We start from the raw sequence: 11,731 nt of genomic DNA, 5'->3' as shown, positions 1-11,731 counted from the left end.
CACGTTACGCATATAGCTAAGACTGCCAGAATAAATTTTCCAGCAGTGATTAAGGGTGGTACCGCGAACCAAAGTTTATACAGCCTTTCGCCCCTTACAACACACTAACTGTGTTTGTAAGGCGTGGAAGGCTTTTTATATTGTCTTCGATTTAGAAAGGAGATTGTTTGTATGCTGTAAGATGTTCGAATTTTACAAATTTCAGACTATCGTAGATAAAGCCATAGCCAATAATGATAAAAAAAGGAGCTAATTATAATGACTACTGCAACAAAAACAAGAACTATTAACGTATTTATCGCTGATCCACTAAGTGAGGATGGTATTTTCCCATTACGCCAGGAACAAGATTTAGATTTAAACATTATTGTAGACACAGGTTTAGCACCAGAAGAATTAATCGCTAAAATTGCTGATGTAGATGTATTACTTGTTCGTTCTCAAACAACGGTAACACGTGAAGTAATTGAAGCAGCTAAAAGCTTAAAATTAATTGGTCGTGCTGGTGTTGGTGTCGATAATATTGACCTTGCTGCTGCTACAGAACACGGTATTATTGTGGTAAACGCACCAGACGGCAACACTAACTCAGCTGCCGAACATACAATTGCGATGATGACTTCACTTGCCCGTCATATTCCACAAGCTTTTAATACATTAAAAAATGGCAAATGGGATCGCAAATCTTTTGTTGGCGTGGAGCTAAAAAATAAAACTTTAGGCGTTGTAGGTTTTGGTCGAATTGGTGTTGAAGTAGCTTATCGTGCTAAGGGTCAACGTATGAATGTTATGGCATACGATCCTTTCCTAACAGATGAACGTGCCAAAGAATTAGGTGTAACAAAAGCAACGGTTGAAGAAATCTGTGTAGCTGCAGATTTCATTACAGTTCATACACCACTTCTACCTGAAACTCGCAACCTTATTAATAAAGATAAATTTGCGATGATGAAAGATGGCGTACGTATTATTAACTGTGCACGTGGCGGTATCATCAATGAAGACGATTTATATGATGCAATCGTAGCAGGTAAAGTGGCTGGAGCAGCTCTTGATGTATTTGTTTCTGAACCAGCAACAGATCATAAGCTACTGACTTTACCACAAGTTATCGCAACGCCTCACTTAGGAGCATCTACAATCGAGGCACAAGAATCTGTAGCGGTTGACGTATCAAATGACATCATTAAATTTTACAAAACAGGTACTGTAACAAATCCAGTAAACATGCCATCTATACCTAAAGAGCTTCTTGCACAAGTTGAGCCTTTCTTTGAATTAGCTGAAAAACTTGGTTCATTCCTATCACAAGTGACAACAGAGCCAGTCAAAGAAATCAATCTATCTTATGCAGGAGAAGTAGCAAACTATGATGTTCGTCCATTAACTTCAAATGCGTTAAAAGGTTTACTGTCTAAAAATCACGGTAATCATGTCAATGATGTGAATGCTCGTTACTTATCTGAACGTATCGGTATGAAAATTAATGAGCACAAAACAACAACAGCAAAAGGCTTTACAAGCTTAATTACTATTGAAATTATTACTGCTAACGAAACACATACTGTAGCGGGTACACTATTAAACGGTTTAGGTGCACGTATTGTAAAAGTAGAGGACTATGTTGTTGACGTCATTCCACAAGGCCACCTTCTTTACATTAAAAATACTGACAAACCAGGTGCAATTGGCCGTGTAGCAACAAAGCTTGCAGAAAAAGAAATCAATATCGCGACAATGCAGGTTGGTCGTGCACAGGTTGGTGGTACAGCGGTTATGATGCTAACGGTTGACAATGTTGTAACAGAAGAAGATTTAGTATTTGTGGCACAGCTTGAAAACATTGATGAAGTGAAAGCCATTACCCTATAATTATCAACAACAAGAAGCAGGGAGTCTCTACTCTCTGCTTTTTCTTTTTGGTAAAATGATACTTTTCTAAAGGTTCTTCGTCTTTAAAGAAAAGGAGGTGCACAGCTTGAACATAGAAGAAATATTTTACTTACATAATCACACCATTTTTAAATACTTATATTACTTACTAAATGACGAAAAATTAGCGGAGGATTATACACAGGAAACCTTTGTCCGTTATTTGAAACATCACCAAACAATTAAAGAAGGGGCTGATCTCGCTTGGTTACGCTGCACCGCGCGTAACCTTGCCTATGATCATTATCGTCGAAAAAGGATTATTCAATTTGTCCCTTTTTTACAACAGCATGAAGAACAAACGTCACCTTCTCCTCATCAATGGCTGATGCAACGGGAAGATGCCAGGATACTATATCTTGCAATTCGCAAACTAAAAATTACCTATCGCGATGTGATTATCCTGCGCAAAATAGAGGGACTATCCATCGAGGAAACCTCCAATATTCTTGGCTGGAATGAGGGGAAAGTAAAAAACACATTAAAACGAGCACTCATCGCATTAAAAAAACAGTTAGGAGGTGAGATGGATGAAGAATGATAAGAAGACATGGCAACACTTAGATGATTTAATGTTATCTGATCAGCAGCAAAAAAAATTATTACGCAATATGACAGAGCCCTCAGTAATTAGTAAACAAACTACTGGAAATGGATGGAAAATTCCTTCTGTGTCAGTGCTATTTATAGTAGTTCTTTCTTTATTAATTTTAACTTTTGTTCAACGTCCGACTGATTCTCCTATGACAATGGATTCCTCCAAAGCCATCCAACGTGTCTACTTAAAGGAGAATCTGAACAAGGATACCTTTATAGCAAAGGATTCTTGCCTTTATGTTCCTCAGCAATGCTATGCTCATTCAAAGGCTATCACACAGCTACAACAGAATTGGGACAACGCTTCTCCTATAACAATATCCGCTAGTCAATGGAAAAGTGGTACTATCTATGATATTTTGATTCTCTATAATGACCGTACACAAGAGAAATGGAAGGTACTCAATAACAAGATTTTCTTCAATGTTGAAACCCAGCAAGCCTTTCTGATTGAAGAATCAATTGACTCTCTACGCTATTTTTATGATGAGAAGCGATCGACGAAACTTATTTTAGGGAACATTTTCATCCTACTTATGCATTTCATCCTATGGATTGCTAAAAAAAGAATGCCTTATACAGAACGTCGCTTTTTCGCTGCGACAGTTGAGCATGCTATTGCCAATGCCATCATGCTCGTGTTGTTTGGAGGTATTTCATTTGGTATCTATCTTGTCCACCATACAATTCATGCAACAATTATTTATGGCCTTTTCTCACTCTACTCCTTTATGCAAATCTATTATCGTAAAAAGGCTGGTGAACCTAAGGGTTACTTAATTGCTAGCGCTCTTGTTCAGCTTTGTATAGCGATAGCTTTTACATGTTTATACCTTGGACTGAATGTCTATTTTTAATAAAAAAATGTACTGACTCCATGAAGGGTCAGTACATTTTTATACTATAGCTTATTTACAAGCTCCAACAACGCTGTCAAAGAATCCACCTCATAGGTAGGTGTCACAGCCCCGCTGGCGATATTGCTTTCACGATTAATCCATACATTACGCATTCCCACACGAGATGATCCTAAAATATCAGTATTAAGATTGTCGCCAACCATAATTGCCTCGTCCGCTGTAATACCTGCTTTCTCCATCACATACTCAAAAATAGATGCGTCCGGCTTACCTTTACCAAAGTCACCTGAAATAATAATATGATCAAAATATGGGGCAATTTCTGGTGTGATTTCTAGCTTTAAATTTTGCAAACTTGGTGCGCCATTTGTAAGCAATACAAGCTGATATTTTCCTTTTAATTCATCTAACACTGCAAAAGTATCTTCGTATAAAAATGGCGCTACTTTACGCTCGGCTACAAAGCGCTCTCCTAACTCCTCTCCAAACGCTGTATCTTCAATACCAAGAGCAGCTAACCCTTTTGTCCAAGCCGCTGCACGATAGCTAGGAACAATTTCCTTCATTTTTTGGAAGGAGTCCGTCGAGTCGTCAAACGTTCCCCAAAGTCCTTCAAATGGATTGATACCAATTAATACCGTATAATCATATGTTTCATAACCCTCATATAAAGCACGTGCCTCTCGGCGAACAGCTTCCTCTAGCTCAGTAGGGTTCACATTATGTACTGTTGCTGCATAGTCACATGTTTTTTCAAATGCAGTTTTGACTGATTTTTTATCCCATAGTAGTGTATCATCTAAATCAAAAATAATTGTATTTATCGACATTTTTGTCCGCTCCTAGCTCCCCGATTAATACTATTATTTTAGCATATTTTCAAAATATTTAGGATAACAAATTATACACATTTCCTCTAGCTAAAAACAAGCTGTGCATCAATTTCTCACAGCTTGTCATCTATTAATTATTTTTATTTCGTAAACGATTCATTAAACTCTGAATGTCTGCTTTTTTTTGTTGTGTTTCTTCTTGTAAAATTTCAATATGGTAAATACCATTTTTTTCTTCTATCTGAACACGATCACCTACTTGCACAGCCTTGTTTATGGCTGACTGCGAAATAATGAGTTGTTCCTCTTCTGCCGGAAACTTTAAAAAAACCGCATAGCCATCTTCAATACGGTCCAATGTGTATTTACTCAAGCTCACTTACAAGTTCCCCTTTCTCATTCCGTAATTGCGCAGCATCTCCATCGTTTAACCAAATTTGTTTAGTCGTCCATTTCAAATAATTTTGCCCTTCCCGCGCATTGGTTCCACTAGTAATATAAATTATTTTCCCTGGCTGTAAAGAGAGATTAGGGAAATTATAAACTTGATGCCCTTCAATTGAAATAAGCTGCCAACCTTTTAAAGATACTGCTTGTTGTCCACTATTTTTGATTCCTACTATTTCAGTAACTAGATCCTTGCTAACGATTTCAATAGCTGTTGTCGGTGCTACTTCTTTAGATGGTTTATTGCCCGTTTCTACTCTTGAAGTTTCCTTGCCATTCACCGCATAGTTTACCCCATCTGTGGACACCGTAATCGTTCCTAAATCTGCTGTGGCATAGATTTTGCTACCAATAGCCTGCAAACGATCCACTACTTCTGCATGTGGATGTCCATATTTATTATCTTCTCCATAACTTAATATCGTGACCTCTGGTTTTACAGCCTGAATGAATTCCTCCGAGCTACTTGTGTTAGAGCCATGATGTCCTGCTTTTAAAACGGTTGCTTTCACATCATACTGCAACATTTCCTTTTCTAATGCCACTCCCGCATCTCCCGTCAATAAAAAAGAGACATCCCCATAAGTCATTTTTAAGACAATAGAGGCATCGTTATTATCTGTAGCCTGTTCATTGGCATTTAAAACTTTCACATTTACATCCTTATCAAATACAATATCATCACCTATTTTTGGCACATGGTAAGGAATATTTTTTTCATCGATACGTGTCAGCATCTCTTCAAAGGTTTGCGATGTATGTACTTTTCCCGAATCATAAAATTGTTCAATCATCATGTTATCTAATACAGGAATAAGCCCCCCAATATGATCAGCATCTGGGTGTGTCGCTACCACAATATCAAGCTTATTTATTCCAAGTTCTTTTAAATAAGAAACAATCTGTTGTCCTGCGCCCTTCACTCCCCCATCTATAAGCATCGTTTTACCACTTGGTGATTCAATCAGTATAGAATCCCCCTGCCCCACATCAATAAAATGAACCTGCATTTCATGACCAGCTGTTACATGAATTTTCTCTGTCTTGACTGCCTCAGTACAGCCAGCTAATAAAAAAATACAAAGGAGTAATACTATTATTTTTTTCATCTACTAACTTCCTTTCTATTTTCCTATTATACAAAAAGAGAGCTAGCCATGGCCCGCTCTCCCTTTACTTTAAACAAAAATCCACCATAAAATCATCGTAATAATAATCGTCACAAGACCCTGTAACAACGTGGCCACCGTTTGCGCTTTATAGGCTTGTGTCACTTCCATGCCACTATACTGTGTAATTACCCAGAAGAAGCTATCATTCACATGGCTAACGGTCATTGCCCCTGCTCCTATTGCCATCACCACTAATGCTAATGGTACCGCTCCCTCAATTCCCAGTGTCACAAGCATCGGGGCTACTAAAGTAGATGTAATCACAAGAGCTGTTGTGGAAGAACCTTGGGCTGTTTTCAATGCTGCTGCTACTATAAATGGCACTAGAAGGAATAATGTACCTGAGGCGAACATACCTAAATCCATTTCTTGAAGCATTTCTCCAACACCAGCATTTTTTATAACAGTTCCAAACGAACCACCAGCCCCTGTTATAAGTAAAATTGGTGCGGCTTCTTTTAGACTTTCGCCAATCCAACCTGTTAATGTCGTTTCATTGATTTCAGGTAATAATAAAAAGGCTGCTGCTACACCTAAAAATAAGGCCACTGTTGGAGAACCTAAGAATTTAAAGATGGTATTGAAAGTCGATTCCGTATCACCAACTAATGCTGCTATAGAACCCAAACCAATTAACACAATCGGCAGAACGATTGGTAAAAATGCTTTAAATGTTGAGGGCATTTTACCAAAGGATTTAATGACTTCCTCATAATCTAATGCCTCTACCTCATCTTCAGGAACGCGAATTTTTGTCGCAACTTTTACTGACCATAGATAACCTACGAATGTCGCTGGTATCGCGACTAATAAACCAATGACAATGACTGTTCCTAAATAATCTGCTGCGCCAATATTTCCTGCTGCTGCAATAGGCCCTGGAGTTGGTGGTACTAATACATGCGTCGCAAATAAGCCAGTTGCTAAAGCTACTGCCATAGATGCAATCGTAACATTTGCTCGCTTTGCTAATGATTTTTGCAAGCTGGATAAAATAATAAAGCCAGAATCACAAAATACTGGTATGGATACGATATAGCCAATTAAAGACATCGCTAATTGTGGACGTTTAGGTCCTACAATTCTTAACACTACTTCTGCCATTCGATAAGCAGCACCTGATTTTTCTAATATTAAGCCTATAATAGTACCAGCAATAATGACTAAACCGATACTTGTCATTAAGCCTCCAAATCCAGTATTAATGCTTTCCACTACTGTCAACAATGGCATACCTGAAGCAATTCCAACGAAGAAAGCACTGATTAATAAAGCTAAAAACGGATGAAGCTTTAACTTAGCTGTTCCTAAGACAACAAACAATACCCCTATTAATATAATAATGAACAACATCTAGACATCCCCCTTTTGTAAGTAACGCTCTATCATTCTTTTAGTTTTTAACCGAATAAAGTGTGCAGGTTCTTGCATTGCCTGCTGCACATCAATCTCCTCATCTACCAATGACTCAACAACTGTAAAATACGCTTGTAATGCTGTATTCGCCTTGGTATCAATTCCTCCAGACAGCAGCATCGCCTCTACATTCGCTTGCTTTGCAGCTTTGGCTACACCTAATGGTGCCTTACCATGTAATGTTTGAAGATCAGATTTTCCTTCACCCGTTATCACTAACTGTGCTTCTGCTAAATGAGCCTGAAGTTGTACAGCGTCCAGCACAAGGTCAATTCCTGCATGGAAGGTTCCTTTTAAAAAAGCGATTAATGCGCCCCCCATTCCCCCAGCGGCTCCAGCACCTTTATAGTCATGTAATCGTATAGCAAATTGAGCTTCAACAATATCTGCAAAATGCTTTAAACAACGATCAAATTCAGCGACCTGGTGTTTTTGAACACCCTTTTGTGGACCAAAGATGGCAGTAGCTCCTCGTTCACCAATAAGCGGATTATCCACATCACAGGCAATCGTAAATGTTGATTCTGCTAATCTAGTATCTAGTAGACTCATATCTATGACATCTAATTGCATAAGGTTAGAAACACCAGCCTCAAGTTCCACCCCTTCCGCTGATAATAACCGCACACCTAATGCTTGTAACATACCAGTACCCGCATCATTTGTAGCACTCCCACCAATGCCAATAATAAATTTTCTAAAACCTTGATCAAGTGCGGCTTTAATTAATTGTCCTGTGCCATAAGATGTAGCAAGTTCAGGATTTTTCTCATTTTCTTGTAACAGCATAATACCAGATGCTTGAGCCATCTCTATTACACAGGTTACTTGATCGCCCAGTACACCATATTGAGCCTGGATAGCTCTTCCCAATGGATCAAGCACAGTTGCTGAGCAATATCGACCATCTGTAGAGGCAATAAGTGAGTGCAGTGTACCTTCACCACCATCTGCCACTGGTAGTATAATTGTTTCAATTGAATGATCCACATCTAAGATTCCTTTTTGCATTGCCTTTGCTACTTCAACTGCTGACAGAGTACCCTTGTAGGAATCTGGACTAATGATAACTTTCATGTTAAACCTCCACTTATGTCGTCCATTGACATTTACGTAAATTTTCATATCCCTAAGTTAAGCGCTTACAATTTATTATAATGACAATAAATTCAGAAAACATTATAATAGGTGTACAATTTATCTGTCATATAACAGGCTGTTTTTTATGCGAGGTGTATAAACATGTTGACAAAAAAGTTAGCAGAAGACATCGTCCATCAAACGATGTTGCGCTTGCGTCACAATATTAATGTTATCAGCCCAAGTGGAGTCATTTTAGCTTCTGGGGATAAAATGAGGGTGGAAAATATTCATGAAGGTGCACTATACGTAGCACAGTCAAAAGAGACTCTAATTATAAATGAGGAAAATATAGCACTTTATCCAAACACAAAACCAGGCATCAATATGCCAATTATGTATCAAGATGAGGTTGTAGGTGTTATAGGTATTACAGGAGATTCAGAGGATATGCTTGAAATTGCTAATCTCGTTCAGCTCACAACAGAGATTATGGCCCATCAAGCGATTGTTGAATCTAAAAGCGAATGGCAACGAAAGAATAACGATTACATATTTGAAGCACTCGTTCATGGAAGTAAGCTAGACGGAACCTTAACTGAACGGATTCAGAAATTACCATTTGCTCTTTCTGGCCCTTTTCAGGTGATTTTAGTGAGCTTAAATGAAGCATCCTACGCAGAAAATACAATACCCTTCTTTTTTGAGGATCTATTTTACAAACAGCCTATTCTTGCTGGTCATAGCCAATTACAGGAATACTATATCCTACTAACAAGTTGTATGGAGCAAAATTGCCGTCCTATTATAAAAGCACTGCGTAAGCAGAAGCAGAAACTTCCCTCCCTTCAAATTGGGGTAGGGCCTGTGGTTCAGCATTTATCTCAGCTTCCCTATAGCTACCAAGGTGCCAGAACAGCTCTAAAATTTGCTGCAATCAATAATGAATTGACTTTTTTTGAAGATGTCGAGTTATATTCCCTTTTTAAACCTCGTGAATCGGAGGAGGTACAAGCATTTTACCGTCGTGTACTCAAAAATTTAGACGCTAAACAATTGGAAACATTACAATCGTTTTTTGATTGTAATTTACAGCTAAAGCATTGTGCTCAGCAATTGAATATTCATCGACATACACTTACTTATCGTTTGAATAAAATAAGGGAATTAACAGGCTATGATCCGCAATACTTTGAGGATGCTGTTCTGCTAAAAATGGCCTGTACATTACGAACACTACAAACAATGAAGGCAATCTGAACAGATCAGATTGCCTTCATCATTAAGCCTTATATAATTCATTTAAAAATTCTATTTTCTTCCCAATAGCCTCTTCAAAGGTCATGATATAGGCAGCAGGATCTTTCGGATTATGGAATTGTGTAATTCTCCCTGTTTCGGGATGAACAAATTTTGAGGATGCCCCACAGCCAATTCCTAAGATTGTCTGCACTTCTTCCATAATAACGATATTATAAATACTTTCTTCTCCCGCTTTACTATAGCCGACATTTTCTAAATTACCTAAAATATTTTTCTGACGATATAAATAGTATGGAACATAATCATTTTCTTTTGTCCAAATTTGTGCCATTGCCATCATTTCAGCTACCGTATCACGGTCGGCTACTTTGTATTTATCCTTATTACGCGTCATCTCTGAAGCACGTTTAAATGATAGCGTATGAACAGTTAAAGACTCTGGCTGCATTTTTGCCGATTCCTCTAATGAATGTTGGAATTCTTCAATCCCTTCATTCGGTAGCCCAATTATAAGATCCATATTGATATTGTTCATACCTGATTCTCTTGCAAGCCAAAACTTCTCAATGGTTTCCTGGACTGTGTGATGACGACCAATTGCTTTTAATGTTTCATCAGTATAAGATTGTGGATTTACACTAATACGATCAATACCCCATTTTTTTAGTACTTCTAATTTTTCTGGTGTGATGGTATCAGGTCTTCCTGCTTCAACTGTCACCTCTCGAATTGTTTCAGGGTTAGGGAATGATTCATACATCGTTTGATACAAGGCGTCCATTTCATCGGCCTCGATGGAAGTCGGTGTACCACCACCCCAATAAATGGAGGTGATTTTCATATCATTGTCCTTCAGCCATTTGCCCATTTCACGCAATTCAATATGCAAGCCATCTAAAAAAGTCGTAACACGGCCTTGCTTACGATTACTACCAATCGCATAGGCTGGGAAAGTGCAATATGCACATTTGGTAGGGCAGAATGGAATACCGATATAAACACTGATTTCTTGTCCAATGGAATCAAGATCAGGAATGGTCACTAGTTGTCGGTCCACAATTTCCTTTAATAGTCCAACTTTTTCCTTTGATAAGCGGAAATCTCGAATTAATAGATCAGCAATTTCTTGCTCACTTTTACCTTCTTTTCTAAATTTATGATACAGCTTTGTTGGGCGTACACCCGTTAAAATCCCCCATTGCTGATGCACTCCAGTATGCTGTTCAAGAACATCTAAAAATACATGTGACAATGCACGTTTTATGCGAATATTTAGCTCACGATCTGTTGCCGGGGACTCATATTGAATACTGTACTCATTCGTGTATTGCTTACCATCTACAATCAAGTTTGCTTTTGTAGAAATGGAAAAATCGTCTCCAGTCTGATAGTCAAATGAAGCAGACATGTCTGCTCCCATTGGTTCAACCTTCAGCTTGGAATCCTCAAAAAATAAATTCGCAATATGATTTAATACGCGAATCCAATCTTCGGGATATTTTTGATCTATGTGAATAATTTTCATTTCGTTTCGCTCTCTTCTTTTATATAATTGCAGATTTAAGTTTAACAAATTTCTATGACTATAAGCAAAATAACAATTAGAATCTATAAAATAACAGAATATTCAGTTTAAATATAGACAAACTATTTTTTTGTCATTATAATTTTCAGAAAAGGTGGTGTCGAGAATGTTTATTTTAAAAAATGACAATTATACATCTGTTTCGAGCTTTATTCATCAAGTAGAAGTAGCATTCCACCATTTTGATTTAGAGCGCTGTGACGAAAAAACATTATATGTCACGGTAAAACTTAATTACGGCACACATAAAGTACTTTGTGATTTTATTTATATTATTGATCAACAAGAAATCTATGGCGCTATTTCAATTAACAAGCATTATGAAAAGACAAGGGTATTTATTCAACAGCATTTTCAGCAATTTTTATTGTATTCAGATGAAATGGTATTAGCTAAAAACTTCATGAGTACAATATCCTTTAAACAATGTCTCCAACAATTTGCGAAAAAGTATCCAGCCTTTATTTCCTCAAAGAACCATTACGCTCTAGCAATGGCTGAGTAACTACAAATAAAAATAGTATGCCAAGCATTGTTGGCATACTA

At 37.7% G+C, this 11,731-nt stretch carries 11 protein-coding genes and 1 other annotated feature (1 of these 12 running past the window's edge); of the genes, 5 read left to right on the top strand and 6 right to left on the bottom strand.

The annotated features are described in order from the left end of the window. Positions 1 to 98 (top strand) — a binding site (T-box leader) (it extends 144 nt beyond the left edge of the window). 160 nt (positions 99 to 258) lie between these two features. From serA to V1L66_RS04465, 3 genes are all read left to right on the top strand, one after another. Continuing rightward, positions 259 to 1,872 carry a phosphoglycerate dehydrogenase gene (serA, locus tag V1L66_RS04475; protein WP_333006890.1) on the top strand — a complete coding sequence of 538 codons (1,614 nt, stop codon included), beginning with the start codon at positions 259 to 261 and terminating at the stop codon, positions 1,870 to 1,872. Positions 1,873 to 1,978: 106 nt separating this feature from the next. Next, complete coding sequence (locus tag V1L66_RS04470) at positions 1,979 to 2,473, top strand: RNA polymerase sigma factor (protein ID WP_333006889.1); 495 nt, start codon at positions 1,979 to 1,981, stop codon at positions 2,471 to 2,473. Continuing rightward, complete coding sequence (locus tag V1L66_RS04465) at positions 2,463 to 3,386, top strand: hypothetical protein (RefSeq protein ID WP_115674058.1); 924 nt, start codon at positions 2,463 to 2,465, stop codon at positions 3,384 to 3,386. Before V1L66_RS04470 ends, V1L66_RS04465 begins: the two co-directional genes overlap by 11 nt. 44 nt (positions 3,387 to 3,430) lie before the next feature. On the opposite strand, the gene V1L66_RS04460 is transcribed toward V1L66_RS04465, so the two are convergent. The 5 genes from V1L66_RS04460 to V1L66_RS04440 form a co-directional block, all read right to left on the bottom strand. After that, positions 3,431 to 4,219 carry an HAD family hydrolase gene (locus tag V1L66_RS04460; protein ID WP_103118802.1) on the bottom strand — a complete coding sequence of 263 codons (789 nt, stop codon included), beginning with the start codon at positions 4,217 to 4,219 and terminating at the stop codon, positions 3,431 to 3,433. Positions 4,220 to 4,352: 133 nt separating this feature from the next. Next, a complete protein-coding gene (locus tag V1L66_RS04455) occupies positions 4,353 to 4,601 on the bottom strand; it encodes a DUF3006 domain-containing protein (RefSeq protein WP_036075864.1) in 249 nt (82 codons plus the stop codon). Beyond that, positions 4,588 to 5,778 carry an MBL fold metallo-hydrolase gene (locus V1L66_RS04450; RefSeq protein WP_036075867.1) on the bottom strand — a complete coding sequence of 397 codons (1,191 nt, stop codon included), beginning with the start codon at positions 5,776 to 5,778 and terminating at the stop codon, positions 4,588 to 4,590. Before V1L66_RS04450 ends, V1L66_RS04455 begins: the two co-directional genes overlap by 14 nt. Positions 5,779 to 5,847: 69 nt before the next feature. Next, complete coding sequence (locus tag V1L66_RS04445) at positions 5,848 to 7,194, bottom strand: GntP family permease (protein WP_036075870.1); 1,347 nt, start codon at positions 7,192 to 7,194, stop codon at positions 5,848 to 5,850. Further along, on the bottom strand, positions 7,195 to 8,334 hold the full coding sequence (locus V1L66_RS04440; RefSeq protein ID WP_333006887.1) for a glycerate kinase: 1,140 nt from the start codon (positions 8,332 to 8,334) through the stop codon (positions 7,195 to 7,197). It abuts the gene before it with no gap. Positions 8,335 to 8,499: 165 nt separating this feature from the next. Between V1L66_RS04440 and V1L66_RS04435 the strand changes: the two genes are divergently transcribed. Further along, positions 8,500 to 9,597 (top strand): sugar diacid recognition domain-containing protein, encoded by a 1,098-nt coding sequence (locus tag V1L66_RS04435; protein ID WP_066037067.1) that lies wholly within the window; start codon positions 8,500 to 8,502, stop codon positions 9,595 to 9,597. A gap of 22 nt (positions 9,598 to 9,619) precedes the next feature. On the opposite strand, the gene V1L66_RS04430 is transcribed toward V1L66_RS04435, so the two are convergent. Beyond that, positions 9,620 to 11,125, bottom strand: coding sequence for a coproporphyrinogen III oxidase (locus V1L66_RS04430; protein ID WP_333006885.1), 1,506 nt, complete (start codon positions 11,123 to 11,125; stop codon positions 9,620 to 9,622). Between the two features lie 166 nt (positions 11,126 to 11,291). On the opposite strand from V1L66_RS04430, the gene V1L66_RS04425 reads away from it, so the two are divergent. Next, on the top strand, positions 11,292 to 11,690 hold the full coding sequence (locus tag V1L66_RS04425) for a hypothetical protein (RefSeq protein ID WP_054548655.1): 399 nt from the start codon (positions 11,292 to 11,294) through the stop codon (positions 11,688 to 11,690). Positions 11,691 to 11,731 lie beyond the last annotated feature (41 nt).

The organism is Lysinibacillus sp. IITD104 (assembly GCF_036698265.2).
Lineage (GTDB): Bacteria > Bacillota > Bacilli > Bacillales_A > Planococcaceae > Lysinibacillus > Lysinibacillus boronitolerans.
This window is presented reverse-complemented; position numbering and strand designations above follow the sequence as displayed.

Coding starts and splice junctions, on each gene's coding strand:
- serA (WP_333006890.1), top strand. CDS start 259: ATGACTACTGCAACAAAAACAAGAACTATTAACGTATTTATCGCTGAT.
- V1L66_RS04465 (WP_115674058.1), top strand. CDS start 2,463: ATGAAGAATGATAAGAAGACATGGCAACACTTAGATGATTTAATGTTA.
- V1L66_RS04460 (WP_103118802.1), bottom strand. CDS start 4,219: ATGTCGATAAATACAATTATTTTTGATTTAGATGATACACTACTATGG.
- V1L66_RS04450 (WP_036075867.1), bottom strand. CDS start 5,778: ATGAAAAAAATAATAGTATTACTCCTTTGTATTTTTTTATTAGCTGGC.
- V1L66_RS04445 (WP_036075870.1), bottom strand. CDS start 7,194: ATGTTGTTCATTATTATATTAATAGGGGTATTGTTTGTTGTCTTAGGA.
- V1L66_RS04440 (WP_333006887.1), bottom strand. CDS start 8,334: ATGAAAGTTATCATTAGTCCAGATTCCTACAAGGGTACTCTGTCAGCA.
- V1L66_RS04435 (WP_066037067.1), top strand. CDS start 8,500: ATGTTGACAAAAAAGTTAGCAGAAGACATCGTCCATCAAACGATGTTG.
- V1L66_RS04430 (WP_333006885.1), bottom strand. CDS start 11,125: ATGAAAATTATTCACATAGATCAAAAATATCCCGAAGATTGGATTCGC.
- V1L66_RS04425 (WP_054548655.1), top strand. CDS start 11,292: ATGTTTATTTTAAAAAATGACAATTATACATCTGTTTCGAGCTTTATT.